The following is a 16703-nucleotide window of genomic DNA, read 5'->3' as shown; positions in this document are numbered from 1 at the left end:
GATCAGCCTCCGTTGGCTACAGGAAACGCCATAGTGCCGACAACGATCGAGTCGGTCGGCTGCGCACTCAGTTGCCGGCTGGCGTCGGCGACATACCCGGCCAAACGTGACGCTTCCGGCCAGCCGCCGGCGTCGGGACGGACATTGCGGGCAAGTGCCGCGGTCAGACCGCCATGGTCGTTTCGTTCCAGCGCATCATCATAGGCGGCGGTGCGGCCATAGAACATCTTCGCCAGCTTCTTCATGCGTTTTGGCACACCCACGTCGCCAATGCCCAGTTCCCGCAGCGAATGATCGACGTCGAGAAAGAATTCGTCGATCAGCACCTGCGCGATCTCCTGCGCCACACCGTCCTCGCCGCGCAAGCGGTGCTGGACCAGGAACATGTGCAACGAAAGCATCTCGAAACGGCCAAGCGGCGTGTCCGGCACATTCCAGTGGGAATAAAAAACAGTCTGCCGCGCCGCCGCCACGATTTGTGCGTAAAGCGCGTCGGTGATGGCGCGGTTGGCGTGGCGTTCGCGGCCAAAAAGGCGCTGGAACATGGGGATGGTCTCCGGGGACCGTTTGTTGAATTGGCCTTGTTGCATCGGCAAGCAAGCTGGTTTACCGGTTTTGCGGCCCAGCGCAAGTTGCGGCGATATAATGGAGAATTGTTGTTGCGCGCGCTGAATTTCAAGTCGGGTTTCAATTCCAGGGCTGCCGGCGCGATCTCGCTGCTGGCTATCGTAGCGGCGCTGTCGGCATGCCACACCAACAAGATGATCGGCGACCTCAGTCCGAGCGAGACGTTCACGCAAGGCTATGTCCTCGATCAGCAGGCGATCGATTCCGTGCCGGTCGGTTCCAGCCGCGAGCAGGTGCTCCTTGCACTCGGCACGCCGTCGACCACGGCGACTTTCGACAATGAGGCGTTTTACTATATTTCGCAGACGCGCAAGCGCTACGTCGCGTTCGACAAGCCGAGGCTGGTCGACCAGAAAGTGCTGGCGGTCTATTTCGGCCCGGACAGCCGCGTCACCCAGATCGCCAATTACGGCTTGAAGGACGGCAAGATCTTCGACTTCATTTCGCGCACCACGCCAACCGGCGGCAAGGACCAGAACTTCCTCAGCCAGATCATCAACGGAGCCAGCAAGCTGGCGCCCGGCATTCCCGGCGGCGGCACCCCCTGATCCCTAGAATCCTGCTGCTTCCCTGACTTTGGGGAACAGAAATGTCTCAGGCGACCAAAAACCCGTGGGAGCGATCCCACGGGTTTTTGTTAACGGGGCCCGGCTTGCCAGTGATGGGGCAAACCCATATCAAACCGTCAGGCTGGGGGATTTGGACATGAGCAGTGACGACCATGCGATGCCGGTTGGCTGGATGGCGACCGGGACACCCGACCGGCAGACGGTGACATCAGACTGGCTTGCCATCGATCTGCCGTCGATCGATGGCGTCACAATCAAGGAAATCAGGCCGGTCGCTACATCCAACGGCTATCTGACCGAGGTCTTTCGGGATGAGTGGGGACTTGATCCATCGCCTGTCGGCCAGGTGTTTCAACGCACGATGTATCCAGGCGCGGTAACCGGCTGGCATGCGCACAGGGTGACGCTGGATCGGCTCTTCTGCTGTGCCGGCAGCGTCCGCATATCGCTCTATGACGGCCGGAAGGCTTCGCCCAGTTTCGGCACGGTGTGGCACAAGATACTCGGCGCGTTGCGGCCGGCGATCGTCATAATCCCGCCAGGCGTGTGGCACGGCGTGACGGCACTCGGGCCGGAGATCGCCCTGCTGCTCAATCTCGTCGACAAGGCCTATGCCTACGACGCGCCCGACCATTGGCGCCTGCCACCGGACACCGAACAAATCCCCTACAAGCTGGTGTAGCGTGGAAGGATCGCGCTTGTTCGATGCAACAGGGCAGCGCGTGCCGCTCGTCTCGGTGGTGATCGCCACCCACAATCGTCCCGCAGCCTTGCGACAGACGCTGTTCAGCGTCTTGCGCCAGACGCTGCAGGATTTTGAAATTCTGGTGATCGGCGACGACTGTCGCCCTGAGACACCGGCGATCATCGCCGAATTCGCCGATCCGCGCATCTTCTATATCGACCTGCCCGTCAATTTCGGCGAGCAATCCGGCCCCAATAATATCGGTTTTGCCAGGGCGCGCGGCCGGCTTGTCGCCGTGCTCAATCACGACGACCTCTGGTTTCCGGATCATCTGGCGGCAACCACGGGATGGATCGATGCGACCGGCGCGGATGTCGTCATCGCTCGTGGCGCCATCATCGAACCGGTGCGGACGAGAGACGATGCTCTCAAGACCTCGATTTACGGAATGGGCAAAGACGGTTTTTACGATCCCGTCGTCACGGCCGGATACGGATCGGCACAGGTGGTCAGGCGGGCGTCGCTGGACTGGCTCGGCCCCTGGCGGCCTGCCAGCGAATGCTCATGCGAAAGTTCGCAGGACTGGCTCTTCCGGGCCTGGCGAAAGGGAGCCGTGATCGCGACCATGCCGCACCTGACGGTGCTGAGTATCTTCTCCGGCCAGCGCAGCGGCAGTTATCTCGAAGACACGGCAATGGAGCAGGAGGAACTCATCGACCGCATGCGCATACCGGACGACCTGCGTGTCAACGTTCTTGCCGCGGCGGCGGTGCCGTCTCGCCTGAAGAAATCCAGTTATCTGAAACGCAGGGTTTGGGCTGCATGCGGCGTTCATCCGAGATCCGTCGAGTTTCGCCGCAAATACCAACGCGGTGCTTTTGTCTCCATGCTTCGAAAGGTACGCGGCCTGCCGCCCATGCCTGAACGGGAGCCGACCGTGGATGATCTGTTGGCTATGTACCGCAGAGGCAGCAAGCGGGAAGAAACCGGAGAATAGCGGCTGTCGCGCACGCGGCGCCCAGATGCCGGACCAAGCGACCAGTCAGCTGACATGAAAAAACCCGCGGGGATCGCTCCCCGCGGGTTTTTTCAACCGCTCCCGCTCAGCCGTGCGCGAGCACGGCCAGCAACAGGAGCGCCACGATGTTGGTGATCTTGATCGCCGGGTTGACCGCCGGGCCGGCGGTGTCCTTGTAGGGATCACCGACGGTGTCGCCGGTCACCGAAGCCTTGTGTGCCTCGGAGCCCTTGAGGTGCTTGACGCCGTCCTTGTCGGTGAACCCGTCCTCGAACGACTTCTTGGCGTTGTCCCAGGCGCCGCCGCCCGAGGTCATCGAGATGGCGACGAACAGGCCATTGACGATGACGCCGAGCAGCGAGGCGCCGAGCGCGGCGAAGGCGGACGCCTTCGAGCCCGAGATCAGCAGCACGCCGAAATAGACGACGAGCGGCGCCAGCACAGGCAGCAGCGACGGGATGATCATCTCCCGGATCGCCGCCTTGGTCAGGAGATCGACCGCACGCGCATAGTTCGGCTTGGACGTGCCGGCCATGATGCCCGGATCCTCGCGGAACTGCTTGCGCACCTCCTCGACGATGGCGCCCGCCGCGCGGCCGACCGCCGTCATGGCGATGCCGCCGAACAGATAGGGGATCAGGCCACCGAAGATCAGGCCGGCGACGACGTAAGGGTTGGAGAGATCGAAGGAGATTTCGCCCATGCCCTGGAAGTAGGGATATTTGTCGCCATTGGCGGCAAAGAACTTCAGGTCGTTCGAGTAGGCCGCGAAAAGCACCAGCGCGCCGAGGCCGGCCGAACCGATGGCGTAGCCCTTGGTTACCGCCTTGGTGGTGTTGCCGACCGCGTCGAGCGCGTCGGTGGAGTGGCGCACTTCCTTGGGAAGGCCCGCCATTTCGGCAATGCCGCCGGCATTGTCGGTGACCGGGCCGAAGGCGTCGAGCGCCACGATCATGCCGGCGAGGCCGAGCATGGTGGTGACGGCGATCGCCGTGCCGAACAAGCCGCCGAGCTGGTAGGTGGCGATGATGCCGCCGACGATGACGATTGCCGGAAGTGCCGTCGATTCCAGCGAGACCGCGAGGCCCTGGATGACGTTGGTGCCGTGGCCGGTCACCGACGCCTGGGCGATGGAGTTGACCGGGCGCTTGTTGGTGCCGGTGTAGTACTCGGTGATCACCACGATCAACCCGGTCACCACGAGGCCGATCAGGCCGCAGATAAACAGGTTCTTGCCGGTGATCGTCATGCCGGCGACGGTGCCGACCTCGCCCCAGCCGAGCGTGGCCGAGGTGGCGACGCCGAGGCCGACGATCGACAGCAGGCCGGTCACGATCAGGCCCTTGTAGAGCGCGCCCATGATCGAGCCGTTGGAGCCGAGCTTGACGAAGAAGGTGCCGACGATCGAGGTCAGGATACAGGCGCCGCAGATGGCGAGCGGATACAGCATCGCCGCACCGAGGACAGCGGTGCCGCCGAAGAAAATGGCGGCCAGAACCATGGTGGCGACAACCGTCACCGCATAGGTTTCGAACAGGTCGGCGGCCATGCCGGCGCAATCGCCGACATTGTCGCCGACATTGTCGGCGATGGTGGCCGGGTTGCGCGGATCATCCTCCGGAATACCGGCTTCGACCTTGCCGACCAGATCGCCGCCGACATCGGCACCCTTGGTGAAGATGCCGCCGCCGAGACGGGCGAAGATCGAGATCAGCGAGGCGCCGAAGCCGAGCGAGACCAACGAATCGATGACGATACGATCGTTTGGCTGAAGACCCATGAAATGGGTCAGGACGAGATAATAGATGGAAACGCCCAGCAGAGCGAGGCCGGCCACCAGCATGCCGGTGATGGCGCCCGACTTGAAAGCGATGTCGAGGCCGGCGGCGAGGCTGTTGGAAGCCGCTTGCGCGGTGCGTACATTGGCCCGCACCGAAACATGCATGCCGATGAAGCCGGCGGCACCCGACAGAACGGCGCCGATCAGGAAGCCGATGGCGGCGGTGATCGACAGCAGCCACCAGGCGAGCACGAGCACGACCACGCCGACGATGGCGATGGTGGTGTATTGGCGCGCCAGATAGGCCTGGGCGCCTTCGCGGATGGCGGCGGAGATTTCCTGCATGCGTGCATTGCCCTGATCGGCCGCGAGGACCGAACGTGTCGCCCAGATGGCGTATAGGATTGAAAGCAGGCCGCAGGCGATGACGGCGGAAATAATGGTCATTGCCGAATTTTCCTCGATTGTTGGCCCAAAAGAACCCCTCCCTGGGCCGTTGAGACAAAGACCGGATTCCGCGCGCGGAATCCGCCTCTTCGCATCGGTGTATGCGAAACAGGGCCGCGAACGTCAAGATATTGTTCAGTTTTTGCCCGGCTTTCGTCCAAAAGGCAAAACCCGCGACGGCAGAGCCGAAAGGGCCTTCGATTTAGATCGATTGAAATCACGCTAGGGAACCATCCGAGGCAAGACCTCCGTCTCCCCGAGGATCATTCCGCTTCGCGACCCATCCGGCGCGCCGTGTAGCGCTCTACCGCCGACAGTCCGTCATAGATCAGCACGGCAAGGGCCGCCACGATCAGGCCGCCCTGCAGGATGAAGGCGAGATTGTTGGATAGCAGGCCGGCGATGATCACCTCACCGAGTGTCTTGGCGGCCACCGTCGAGCCGATGGTGGCCGTGGCCAGGCTGATCACCACGGAGAGCCTTATGCCGCCAAGGATGATCGGTGCACTGAGCGGCAACTCGACCTTGGTGAGCCTTTGCCAGCCGGTCATGCCGGCGCCACGCGCCGCCTCGACGACGTTAGCCGGCAGCGTCGTCAACCCGGTCAGTGCGTTCTCGAAGATAGGCAGCAGTCCATAGAGAAACAGCGCGATCAGCGTCGGCTTCTCGCCGAAGCCGACTGCCGGCACGGCGAGCGCCAGCACCGCCACGGGCGGAAAGGTCTGGCCGATGTTGACCAGGCTGCGCGACAACGGCAGAAATTCGACGCCAGCCGGCCGGGTGACGAGGATGGCGAGCGCCACCGCGACGATGGTGGCGGCGACGGTCGCGATCAACACGGTGCGCAGATGCAGCAGCGTCAGCGTCAGCAGGCTGCCCTGATTGTAGATTACGGGAGCGTTGTTTTCGGTCAGCGGCTTCAGCAACGGCTCGAACCACCCCGGACTGGTGATGAAGGCAACAAGCAACACCACCAGCGCAAGCCTGAGCAGCAGCGGCAGCCAGGCCTTCATGCCGGCCTCGCCGCGCGCTTGATCAGTCCGTCGACGGTGACGCGGCCGATCGGCTTGCCGTCGGCACCCTTCACCGGCAGCGCCGGCCTGCCGGACCAGAGAAGTTCCGCGAGCGCGTCACGCTGGCTGGCGTCGCCGGGGATCGCCTCGCCTTCGGCGCCGCCCTGCTCCACCGCATCGCGTACCCGCCCCAGCGACAGTAGCCTGAATGGTTTTTCGCTGGCTCCGACCAGGGTTTCGACAAAGCTGCTGGCTGGGTTCGCCAGGATCTCCGCCGGCCTTGCATATTGCACGAGCTTGCCGGCATCCATCACCGCGATCTTGTCCCCCATGTGCACGGCCTCCTCCATGTCATGAGTGACGAGGATGATGGTGGTGCCGAAGCGCTTCTGGATTGCCAGCAGATCTTCTTGCGCTTTGGTACGGATGATCGGGTCGAGTGCGCCGAACGGCTCGTCCATCAACAGCACGTTGGGTTCGGCGGCGAGCGCGCGGGCAACGCCGACGCGCTGCTGCTGGCCGCCGGACAGTTCATGCGGGTAGCGCGGCCCAAATTCCTGGGGGTCGAGTTGGTAGAGCGTCATCAGCTCGTCGACGCGGGACTTGATGCGCGCCTTGTCCCAGCCAAGCAGCACCGGCACGGTAGCGATGTTCTGCGCCACCGTGCGATGCGGAAACAGGCCGTGGCCCTGGATGGCGTAGCCGATGCTGCGGCGCAGTTCGTACCCCGGCACCGATCGATTGTCGGCACCATCGAGCTTGATGACGCCGGCGGTCGGTTCGACCAGCCGGTTGATCATGCGCAGCAGAGTCGTCTTGCCGGAGCCCGAGGTGCCGACAATGACACAGACCGTGCGCGGCTCGACGACCATCGAGACGTCGTCGACGACAGTGGTCGCGTCATAGCGCTTGGTGATGCCTTCGATTTCGATCATGCCGTTTCAACCCTGCGCTTGGTGGCGGTCATTTCGATCACGGCGTCGAGGATGATGGCGGCGGCAAAGGCGAGTGCCACGGTCGGCACTGCGCCAAGCAGCACCAGGTCCATCGCCGTCTGGCCGACCCCCTGGAAGACGAACACGCCGAAACCGCCGCCGCCGATCAGCGCGGCGATGGTGGCAAGGCCTATATTCTGCACCAGCACAATGCGGATGCCGGTGAGGATCACCGGAAAGGCCAGCGGAAACTCCACACCGAACAGGCGCTGGCGGTCCGTCATGCCCATGCCCCGCGCCGCGTCATTGGCGGCACGCGGCACGCCGGCAAGGCCGACCACGGTGTTGGCCACCACCGGCAGCAGCGAATAGAGGAACAGGGCGACGAAGGCGGGCGCCGTGCCGATGCCCCTGATACCGAGCGCGGCGGCCCCCGGAACGTGGGCCGCGACCCAGCCAAGCGGCGCGATCAGCAGCCCGAACAGCGCGATCGAGGGAATGGTCTGGATGATGTTCAAGACGTTGAGGACGCCGGCCCGCAGGCTCTCGACACGGTGGCACAGGATGCCGAGCGGCAGGCCGACGATCACGGCGGCAAGCAACGAGCCGAGAGCAAGGGTCACATGCTTGGAGCCTTCGGCCCAAAAGCTGTCGGCGCGGTTGGAGTATTCCTTGAGGATCGAGAGGCTGTCCCAGCGTCCCGAAATCAGCAGCAAGCCGATGGCCAGCGCCGCAACGACAAGCACGCCGACGCGCGCCGAGGGCGACAGGTTGAGCCGGGTCAGCACGTCGGCGAGCAACAGCGTGAAGGCGAAGATGAGAATCCAGAAGCCGGATGCCGGCGAGACCCGAGCAAAGGTATTGCCGGCTGGAGTGAGGAATGTGCCGGCGACGCCGATGAGCAGCGCCAGCGCGACAAGCGTCACGACGCTCACTGCAAGGCGCAAGACGAGCGGCGTTTTGAGGAGTGCGATGATTGCCGCCGCGACAACGATTGCGAGCAGCAACGGCCCTATCGCCTGCGGCAGCGCCTCGACGATAGAGCGTGCCTGGCCGGGAACGATGCGGTTGGCGCGGAAGGTGGCGAACGGCGCGAGAAACGCGGCGTAAGCAGCGAGTGCAGCGATGACCACGCCGAGCTTATCGAAACGCGGGGCCATAAGGCGCCTCGCCCTGACGTCGCTATCGACGCGTCGCTATTTCAAAAACCCGTTCTTCTTCAAAAAGTCCTCGGCGACGCCCTTGACCGGCTCGCCGCCGACCTGCACGCGGCCGTTCAGCTCCTGCAGCGTGACGAGATCGAGCTTGGCGAAGACCGGCTTCAGCAGCGTTTCGATCTCGGGATGCTCCTTCAGCACGGATTCGCGGATGATCGGCGCCGGCTGATAGACCGGCTGCACGCCCTTGTCGTCAGTCAGCACCACGAGGCCCGATGGCGCGATGCCCCCGTCGGTGCCGTAGACCATGGCAGCATTGGCGCCGCTGGTCTGGTTGGCGGCGGCCGCGATGGTTGCCGCCGTATCGCCACCAGAGAGGGTGATCAGCTGGTCCGGCTTCAACGTGAAGCCGTAGGTAGTCTGGAAGGCCGGAAGGGCTGCCGCCGAATTGACGAACTCGGCGGAGGCCGCCAGGACCACCTTGCCGCCGCCGGCGACATATTTGCCGAAGTCCGACAGCGTGACGAGCTTGTTCTCGTCCGTCACTTCCTTGCGCAGGGCGATCGCCCAGGTGTTGTTGGCCGGCGCCGGTGACAGCCAGACGATCTTGTTGGCGTCGTAGTCAAGCTTCTTGGCCGTCTCATAGGCCTTGGCGGCATCCTTCCACACGGGATCATCGGCCTTCTCGAAGAAGAAGGCGGCGTTGCCGGTGTATTCGGGATAGATGTCGATCTCACCGGCGGTGATCGCCTTGCGCACCACGGGCGTGCCGCCGAGCTGGATGCGGTCCGTGGTCTTGATGTTGTTGGCGTTGAGGACGAGCTGGATAATGTTGCCGAGCACGCCACCCTCGGTGTCAATCTTCGAGGAGACGACGACCTGAGCGCTCGCGGAAGCCGCCGTGATGGCGAGCGCCATCGCCGCGCTGGCCAGAACCTTGACTGAAAACATTGTGAAACCCCTTGCTGTGAACCGGAATGCGGTGGCCGCATATGAGCATGGCTTCAACGGCCAGTCGGGGCACACGGTTTCATAAGAAGGGGGACCAGCGCAATATTTTTGTTCCGGACGCGCCGATTTGGGCCTGGCGGCAACAGCGGGCTGGCGATTGGCCGCTATCGGGTGAATAATGCCACGAGGGTGGCGGCAAACACGGAGAGCGTGTCATGGCCATACACAAGGTCGGTTATCTCATCGGCAGCCTTGCCCAGGCATCCATCAACCGCAAGCTCGCGAAGGCGCTTGTTCAACTTGCCCCTCCCGAGCTCGAAATGACGGAAATCGGCTTCAAGGATCTGCCTCTCTACAGTTACGACTACGACGCCAATTTCCCGCCGGCCGCCCAGGCTTTCAAAAAGGCGATCGCCTCCGTCCAGGCCGTGCTGTTCGTCACCCCGGAGTATAATCGCTCGATCCCCGGCGGACTGAAGAACGCGATCGACTGGGCCAGCCGCCCCTACGGCAAGAATTCATTCGCGCGCAAACCGTCGGCCGTCATCGGAACATCGCCGGGCGCGATCGCGACCGCTGTCGCCCAACAAAGCCTCCGCAGCGTGCTGAGTTTCTGCAACTCACCGCAGATGAATGCGCCCGAAGCCTATATCCAGTTCACGCCGGGACTGATCACGGATGACGGCGAGGTGACGGTTGAATCCACTGAGGATTTCCTGCGCAATTACATGGCTGAGTTCCATATGTTCATAGCGCGGGTGCTTCAGGTTCTGCCGCCGGATGCATAGCTTTCAAATTCGCGTCAAGCCGGCCGCAAGCTTGTGATCTTCAGCGCGCCGAGTGCCACGAAGCAAAGTGCGGCGACGGGAAAGATCATCCAGTTGAGCATGGTCCAGCCCCAGGCGTTGTAGACCATGCCCGACATCAGCGACGCACAGGCGACGGAGCCGAACAGGACGAAGTCGTGGAAGCCCTGCACCTTGCCCTTTTCGGAAGGGTGGTAGCTGGCCGCCACCATGGCGGTGGCGCCGATAAAGCTGAAATTCCAGCCGAGGCCGAGCAGGATCAGCGCCGCCCAGAACTGCCACAGCGCCAGGCCCGACAAGGCAACGACGGCACAGCCGATCAGCAACAGCAGGCCGATGGCGACAATGCGCTCGGCGCCAAAGCGATGGATCAGCGAGCCGGTGAAGAAGCTCGGCCCGAACATCGCCATGACATGCCAGGAGATGCCCAGCGTCGCATCGTCCTCCGACAGGCCGCAGCCCACCATGGCGAGCGGCGCGCCGGTCATGACGAAACTCATCAGCGCATAGCTGCCGACGGCGCAGAAGAGCGCCGCGACGAAACGCGGCTTGGTGACGATTTCGGAAAGGGGTCGGGCATCGCCGTCGGCAACGTCCACCTTGCTCGCGGTCCTCGACGGCAAACGAAGGAACGACAGGATCACGGCGCCGACAACCGCCAGCGGCAGGATCGAGGCGAAAGAACCGGCAAACATGACTGGTGCGAACAATTCGCGCGTGAAGATGACGATCTGCGGCCCGAGGATGGCGGTGATGATGCCACCGGCGAGCACGAAGGAGATGGCGCGGGCCTTGAACGCCGGCGGCGCGTTGTCGGCCGCGGCAAAACGGAACTGCTGGACGAAGGCGCCGCCGACACCGATGACGAGCAGCGCGAACGCGAACAGCCAGAAGCTGCCATGAAACAAAGCCAGGGTGGCGACCAGCCCGCCGAGCGCGGTGACCACGGTTCCGGTCATGAAACCGCCACGCTGCCCCAGCCAGCGGATAATGGCGGCCGCGGGCAAGGCGCCGAGCGCCACACCGAGATTGAAGCCGGTGATCGGCGCGGTCGCCAGGGATTTGTCGGCGCCGAGCAGATATTGCCCGGCCAGCGCGCCCATGGAAATGGCGATGGGAGCCACCGAGCCGATGATCGCCTGCGAGGCGGCGAGGATCAGCGCGGTGCGCCGCGCCTCCTTGCCCGCCGCGGCCGCGACGGCAGTCACGAAGCGTCCTTGCCGCGTCCCTCGCCACGCACCCGGCGTGACACGCGGTCGAGCACGGCATTGACCAGCTTCGGCTCGTCTTCTTCGTAGAAAGCCTTGGCGATGTCGACATATTCGGTGACGATGACCGCGACAGGAACGTCCTCGCGCTTCATCAGTTCGTAGACGCCCGCGCGCAGAATGGCCCGCAGCGTCGAATCGAGGCGCGACAGCGGCCAGTCGTCGGTCAGCGCCTGCCGGATGATCGGATCGATGGTCTTCTGGTTCTCGACGACGCCGGTCAGGATGGCGCGAAACCACTGCGCGTCGGCCTCGCGATAGAGCGCGCCGTCGACCTCCTTGCCGAGACGGAACGCCTCGTACTCGGCGGTGATCTCGAACACGCCGCTGCCGGCGACATCCATCTGGTAGAGCGCCTGCACGGCGGCCAGACGGGCAGCGCCGCGCTTGTTGGCGTGGCGCACCGCGGGCTGTCCGGGCGAAGCGGGTTCGCTCACGATTGCGCTCCCAGTTGTTCCTTCAACGCGATCATGGTCAGCGCCGCGCGCGCGGCAAAGCCGCCCTTGTCGCCTTCGGAGCGCTTGGCCCGCGTCCACGCCTGCGCATCGTTCTCGGTGGTCAGGATACCGTTGCCGATGCAGACCGAGTCCTGCACGGACAGGTCCATGAGGGCACGGCTGGATTCATTGGCGACGATGTCGAAATGATAGGTATCGCCACGGATAATGGTGCCGAGTGCGACAAAACCATCATAGCCCGTCCCGCCTTCGGCCATGCCGTCGAGCGCGAAGGTGATCACCGCGGGAATTTCGAGCGAACCGGGAACGGTGACGACGTCGTAAGTCGCGTCCGCTTCGTCGAGTGCGCTTGTCGCGCCATCGAGCAGTGCGTCGGCAAGGTCGTCGTGAAAGCGCGCCTCGATGACGAGGAGGTGAGCCTTCTTCTTGGGACGAATGAACGCCTTGCCGTGTTGGGATGTGCCAGCCATAGATGTCTCCGGAGTCGCCGGTGACTTAGGCCGAAGCCGGTTTGATCGCAAGCGGAAGATTGCCCGACGCGTATCAGATTGCCGTGGGTCGGACTGTCCCGCAGGCGATCAAAGCCCCTCTTTCGCCGCGTCCGCCAGCCGGGCGGCGTAGCGGGCCATGGTATCGATCTCGAGATTGACGCGGTCGCCTGCCTTGCGCTCGCCCCAGGTGGTGACGGTCAGCGAATGGTGGATTAACAGCACGTCGAAGCGAGTGCCCGCAACGCTGTTGACAGTGAGCGAGGTGCCATCGAGCGCGACGGAGCCTTTCGGCGCGATGAATTTCGCCAGATCGCGCGGCGCTTCCAGTGTGAAGCGCACCGCATCGCCCTCATCCCGGCGTTCAATGATCTCGGCGGTACCGTCGACATGGCCCGAAACGATGTGGCCGCCAAGCTCGTCGCCGATCTTCAGCGCCCGTTCCAGATTGATCCTGGTGCCGGACTTCCAACCGGACGCCGTGGTCAGCCTGAGCGCCTCCTCCCAGGCCTCGACCTCGAACCAGCGCGCGTTCGAGCCGCTGTCGGGCAAAGCCGTGACCGTCAGGCAGACGCCACCGCAGGAAATCGACGCGCCGATGGCGATGGTCTCGGGATCATAGGCGGTGTCGATGCGCAGTCCCACCCCTTCCCGCAGCGGCTTGATGGCGGCCACGGTGCCGATATCGGTGACAATCCCGGTAAACATCGATCGCTATCCCTGAAAATCCCTGATCCATTCGGCGTAACCGTCTTCGCCGAACCGCATCTCGCGCAGCTTGCGAAAACCCGCGGGGACATGGTCAGCGTCGACAGGCGATGCAATGCCATCTTGGCCGATCGCTTCCGGACCCTGGAACAGCACGATGCGGTCCACCAGCCCGTCGGCCAGGAAGGCGCTCGCCACCTTGGCGCCGCCCTCGACCAGCACGCTTGCCATGCCAAGCGCCGCCAGATCCTCGAGCAGCTCCGGCAATGCGACGCCGCCCTCGTGCGTCTCCGTACCGATGAAGCGCACGCCGGCGCGCTCGAGCGCGGCCCGGCGCTGCGGATCGGCCTCCAGGCAAGCCGCCACATAAAGAGGTACGCGATCGACGCCCGACACCAGCTTCGAGCCCTCCGGCAGCCTGATCTGGCGGTCGAGCACGATGCGTGCCGGCGACCGGTTCTCCAGTCCGGGCAAACGCACCGTCAGTGCCGGATCATCTTCCAGCGCCGTGCCGATGCCGACCAGGATGGCGTCCGCCTCGGCGCGCATCAGGTAGACTTCGCGGCGCGCCATGTCGCCTGTTATCGCGACCTGGCCGGCGCCTTCCCTGCCGATCTTGCCGTCGCTGGAAAGCGCAAGCTTCAGAATTACTTCGGGGCGTTTTCTCAGAGAGCGAATCAAATAGCCCGCCATCTGTTCGGCAGCTTCCGTGGCGAGGACCTTTTCGACCACTTCGACACCGGCCTCGCGCAGGATGGCGTAACCCTTGCCGGAGACCCGCGGATCGGGATCACTGGCCGCACCCACGACACGCGCGATGCCGGCACTGACCAGCGCGTTGGCACAAGGCGGTGTGCGGCCGTGATGGGCGCAAGGCTCGAGCGTGACATAGGCGGTTGCGCCACGCGCGAGTTCGCCGGCCTCGGCAAGCGCCTCGGTCTCGGCGTGCGGCCGGCCGCCGACGGCGGTGACGCCGGTACCGACGATCATCGGCCCGGTCCCATCATCGCGCACGATCAGCGTGCCGACGGAAGGGTTGGTCGAGGTGCGTCCGGCGTTCTTGCGCGACAGCCGCAAGGCCGCGGCCATGAAACGGCGGTCAGGGGCCGCTTGTTCGGCCTCGCTGCGTTGCGGTGCTGCCATGCTCAGCCGGCGTCCTCTTCGCTCTTTTCTTCGTCCCCCTTCAGCTCGCCGAGCAGCTCGTGGAAATCCTTGGCCTCACGGAAATTGCGATAGACCGAGGCGAAACGCACATAGGCGACATCGTCGAGCGATTTCAGCGCATCCATGACCAGCCGGCCGACCTCACCCGAGGCCACTTCCGTTTCGCCGGAGCTTTCCAGTTGGCGCACGATCCCGGTCACCGCGCGATCGATGCGCTCGGGATCGACATTGCGCTTGCGCACCGCGATCTCGACCGAGCGCAACAGCTTGTCGCGGGCGAACGGCACTTTTCGTCCCGACTTCTTGACCACGACGAGGTCGCGCAACTGCACGCGCTCGAACGTCGTGAAACGGCCGCCGCAATCGGGGCAGACACGCCGCCGGCGGATCGCCGCGCCATCCTCGGCGGGGCGCGAATCCTTCACCTGCGTATCTTCGGACTGGCAATAGGGACAGCGCATGGAGAGCCTTGGGTTCGCGAATCTGGTGGGGTGAAAGGCTTAGAACCTTTCCGGTGCGGATTGAAGCAGTTCCGCTTTTCCACGGCCTGCCGTACCTCAGAGATAGCGAGGCGCGAGGAAGATTGCCAGCACGGCAAGCAGTTGCGCCGGCCAGCCCGCTATGGCGCCACGTCCTTGGTTGGAAAGCCGCAAGACGCGCCGAGATTGCGATAGGCCTTTGTAAAACCGTCCATCGGAATGCTGGCGACAGCCTGCTTGCCGAAAGCCACATCGAGCGAGGTAACCTGGCGCATGGCCCGCAGCAGCGCAAGACTGGTCTTGGCCTGGTTGTCGATCGTCCAGCTCGGACGGCCGTTGACGGCGTCATTGGAATAGACAGTCGTCGAAACCTTGACGCCGGGATCGCCGAAAGTCGCCGCGATCTTCTTGCCGGTTAGCAGGCTCTTGTTGTCGATGGTAATCAAGATTGCCGGATAAGCATCGGGCGGCAGCGCGTCGCCGGTCGAGATCGACAATGTCAGCGTGCCCGAATTGCCACTCGCATCGAAGAAGGCTGTGGAAGCCGCGCAGGTCTTGTGCGCGTCCTGGCCGGTGTCGAGCGTATCGACCATTGTCGTCCACCGGCCGAAAGTGCTGGTCGCAGGCATGTCCGCGGCGGGCTGCGTCTGCGCCAAAACGGGGCCGCAGGCGGCCAGCCAACCGAAGGCGCCGAGAGAAGCAAGACAGAAATTGCGCATCATCAATTCTCCGGTTCGATGCGTCACCCGATCAGGGGTGACGCGATGCCGGTGGATAAAAGATGACGCTTCGCGCCCGGTCAACCGAGATAAGGAATCAACCGAGATAGGGATAGAGGGGGAATCGATCGGTCAATGCGACGACCTTGGCCTTGACCGCCGCCTCGACCGCGGCATTGCCTTCGTCGGAATTGGCGACCTTGAGCCCATCCAGCACCTCGGCGATCAGCTTGCCGATCTCGCGGAACTCGGCCTGGCCGAAGCCGCGCGTGGTGCCGGCGGGCGTGCCGAGCCGCACGCCAGAGGTAACGAAGGGCTTCTCTGGATCGAAGGGGATGCCGTTCTTGTTGCAGGTGATGTTGGCGCGGCCAAGGGCCGCCTCGGCGCGCTTGCCGGTGGCGTTCTTGGGCCTGAGATCAACCAGCATCAGGTGGTTGTCGGTGCCGCCGGAGACGATGTCGAGGCCCGTTTCCTTGAGGCTGGAGGCAAGCGCCTTGGCGTTGGCGGCCACGCTTTCGGCATAGACCTTGAAGCTCGGCTTCAACGCTTCGCCGAAGGCCACCGCCTTGGCGGCGATGACATGCATCAGCGGTCCCCCCTGCAGGCCGGGGAACACCGCCGAGTTCATCTTCTTGGCGATATCCTCGTCATTGCACAGGATCATGCCGCCGCGCGGGCCGCGCAGCGATTTGTGCGTGGTGGTCGTCACCACATGGGCGTGCGGCAGGGGCGAGGGATGCACACCGCCGGCAACGAGGCCCGCAATGTGCGCCATGTCGACCATCAGATAGGCGCCGACGGCGTCGGCGATCTCGCGAAAACGCTTCCAGTCCCAGATGCGCGAATAGGCTGTGCCGCCGGCCAGGATCAGCTTCGGCTTGGTCTCGTGCGCGGTCTTTTCGATGGCGTCCATGTCAAGCAGATGGTCGTCCTTGCGCACGCCATAGGAGACGACCTTGAACCACTTGCCGCTCATGTTGACCGGCGAGCCATGGGTGAGATGTCCGCCGGAATTGAGGTCGAGGCCCATGAAAGTGTCGCCGGGCTGCAGCAGCGCCAGGAACACCGCCTGGTTCATCTGGCTGCCGGAATTCGGCTGGACGTTGGCGAAGTTACAACCGAACAGTTTTTTCGCACGCTCGATGGCCAGTTCCTCGGCCACGTCGACGAACTGGCAGCCGCCATAGTAGCGCTTGCCCGGATAGCCCTCGGCATATTTGTTGGTCATGATCGACCCCTGCGCCTCGAGCACGGCGCGCGAGACGATGTTTTCGGAGGCGATCAGTTCGATCTCGTGGCGCTGGCGACCGAGCTCGTTGCGGATGGCGCCGAAGATCTCCGGATCGGCATCTTCCAAAGTGGTTTCGAAGAAGGATTCGAATTTGTTGGACGCCGCCGCTGCTGTTGCCATGGCCTGAGTTCCCCTAGGGT

Annotated in this window: 18 protein-coding genes; 4 read left to right on the top strand and 14 right to left on the bottom strand. The window is 63.9% G+C overall.

Features of this window, described 5'->3' with window-relative positions; genetic code table 11:
- Positions 1-2: 2 nt before the first annotated feature.
- Positions 3-545 (bottom strand): ubiquinol-cytochrome C chaperone family protein, encoded by a 543-nt coding sequence (locus FJ936_RS18100; RefSeq protein ID WP_140787625.1) that lies wholly within the window; start codon positions 543-545, stop codon positions 3-5.
- Positions 546-659: 114 nt separating this feature from the next.
- On the opposite strand from FJ936_RS18100, the gene FJ936_RS18095 reads away from it, so the two are divergent.
- The 3 genes from FJ936_RS18095 (at position 660) to FJ936_RS18085 (ending at position 2878) form a co-directional block, all read left to right on the top strand.
- On the top strand, positions 660-1175 hold the full coding sequence (locus FJ936_RS18095) for an outer membrane protein assembly factor BamE (protein WP_015318233.1): 516 nt from the start codon (positions 660-662) through the stop codon (positions 1173-1175).
- 157 nt (positions 1176-1332) lie between these two features.
- Positions 1333-1878 (top strand): dTDP-4-dehydrorhamnose 3,5-epimerase family protein, encoded by a 546-nt coding sequence (locus FJ936_RS18090; RefSeq protein ID WP_140787627.1) that lies wholly within the window; start codon positions 1333-1335, stop codon positions 1876-1878.
- Between the two features lie 16 nt (positions 1879-1894).
- Complete coding sequence (locus tag FJ936_RS18085; RefSeq protein ID WP_140617050.1) at positions 1895-2878, top strand: glycosyltransferase family 2 protein; 984 nt, start codon at positions 1895-1897, stop codon at positions 2876-2878.
- 106 nt (positions 2879-2984) lie between these two features.
- Here FJ936_RS18085 and FJ936_RS18080 read toward each other — a convergent pair whose 3' ends face one another.
- From FJ936_RS18080 to FJ936_RS18060, 5 genes are all read right to left on the bottom strand, one after another.
- On the bottom strand, positions 2985-5126 hold the full coding sequence (locus FJ936_RS18080) for a sodium-translocating pyrophosphatase (RefSeq protein ID WP_015318236.1): 2142 nt from the start codon (positions 5124-5126) through the stop codon (positions 2985-2987).
- Between the two features lie 263 nt (positions 5127-5389).
- A complete protein-coding gene (locus FJ936_RS18075; RefSeq protein WP_015318237.1) occupies positions 5390-6139 on the bottom strand; it encodes an ABC transporter permease in 750 nt (249 codons plus the stop codon).
- Positions 6136-7074 (bottom strand): ABC transporter ATP-binding protein, encoded by a 939-nt coding sequence (locus FJ936_RS18070; RefSeq protein ID WP_140661948.1) that lies wholly within the window; start codon positions 7072-7074, stop codon positions 6136-6138. The genes FJ936_RS18075 and FJ936_RS18070 overlap by 4 nt, the downstream gene beginning before the upstream one ends.
- Complete coding sequence (locus tag FJ936_RS18065; protein ID WP_140787632.1) at positions 7071-8234, bottom strand: ABC transporter permease; 1164 nt, start codon at positions 8232-8234, stop codon at positions 7071-7073. The genes FJ936_RS18070 and FJ936_RS18065 overlap by 4 nt, the downstream gene beginning before the upstream one ends.
- A gap of 36 nt (positions 8235-8270) precedes the next feature.
- Positions 8271-9149 (bottom strand): ABC transporter substrate-binding protein, encoded by an 879-nt coding sequence (locus tag FJ936_RS18060; protein WP_224691512.1) that lies wholly within the window; start codon positions 9147-9149, stop codon positions 8271-8273.
- Positions 9150-9397: 248 nt separating this feature from the next.
- Here FJ936_RS18060 and FJ936_RS18055 point away from each other — a divergent pair, with 248 nt between their 5' ends.
- Positions 9398-9970: an NADPH-dependent FMN reductase gene (locus FJ936_RS18055; protein WP_023773263.1), complete on the top strand. Its 573-nt coding sequence runs from the start codon at positions 9398-9400 to the stop codon at positions 9968-9970.
- Positions 9971-9984: 14 nt separating this feature from the next.
- On the opposite strand, the gene FJ936_RS18050 is transcribed toward FJ936_RS18055, so the two are convergent.
- The 8 genes from FJ936_RS18050 to glyA all read right to left on the bottom strand — a co-directional run bounded on the left by FJ936_RS18050 (position 9985) and on the right by glyA (position 16683).
- Positions 9985-11196, bottom strand: a complete 1212-nt coding sequence (locus FJ936_RS18050; protein ID WP_140787636.1) for an MFS transporter — start codon at positions 11194-11196, stop codon at positions 9985-9987.
- Positions 11193-11693 carry a transcription antitermination factor NusB gene (gene nusB / locus FJ936_RS18045; protein ID WP_015318243.1) on the bottom strand — a complete coding sequence of 167 codons (501 nt, stop codon included), beginning with the start codon at positions 11691-11693 and terminating at the stop codon, positions 11193-11195. Before nusB ends, FJ936_RS18050 begins: the two co-directional genes overlap by 4 nt.
- On the bottom strand, positions 11690-12184 hold the full coding sequence (gene ribH, locus FJ936_RS18040) for a 6,7-dimethyl-8-ribityllumazine synthase (protein ID WP_140787638.1): 495 nt from the start codon (positions 12182-12184) through the stop codon (positions 11690-11692). Before ribH ends, nusB begins: the two co-directional genes overlap by 4 nt.
- A 108-nt stretch (positions 12185-12292) precedes the next feature.
- Positions 12293-12910: a riboflavin synthase gene (locus FJ936_RS18035; protein WP_140787639.1), complete on the bottom strand. Its 618-nt coding sequence runs from the start codon at positions 12908-12910 to the stop codon at positions 12293-12295.
- 6 nt (positions 12911-12916) lie between these two features.
- Entirely contained in the window at positions 12917-14053 is a 1137-nt protein-coding gene (gene ribD, locus FJ936_RS18030) for a bifunctional diaminohydroxyphosphoribosylaminopyrimidine deaminase/5-amino-6-(5-phosphoribosylamino)uracil reductase RibD (protein ID WP_140787641.1), read from the bottom strand.
- A gap of 2 nt (positions 14054-14055) precedes the next feature.
- On the bottom strand, positions 14056-14535 hold the full coding sequence (gene nrdR / locus FJ936_RS18025; protein ID WP_140718229.1) for a transcriptional regulator NrdR: 480 nt from the start codon (positions 14533-14535) through the stop codon (positions 14056-14058).
- Positions 14536-14693: 158 nt separating this feature from the next.
- Complete coding sequence (locus FJ936_RS18020) at positions 14694-15275, bottom strand: hypothetical protein (protein ID WP_224529825.1); 582 nt, start codon at positions 15273-15275, stop codon at positions 14694-14696.
- A gap of 94 nt (positions 15276-15369) precedes the next feature.
- Entirely contained in the window at positions 15370-16683 is a 1314-nt protein-coding gene (glyA, locus tag FJ936_RS18015) for a serine hydroxymethyltransferase (RefSeq protein WP_015318249.1), read from the bottom strand.
- Positions 16684-16703: the final 20 nt, after the last annotated feature.

Origin of the sequence: Mesorhizobium sp. B2-4-13 (assembly GCF_006658535.1) — a bacterium.
GTDB classification, from domain to species: Bacteria; Pseudomonadota; Alphaproteobacteria; order Rhizobiales; family Rhizobiaceae; genus Mesorhizobium; species Mesorhizobium australicum.
The sequence above is the reverse complement of the archived record's forward strand: the minus strand, read 5'-3'. Positions and strand labels throughout refer to the sequence as shown.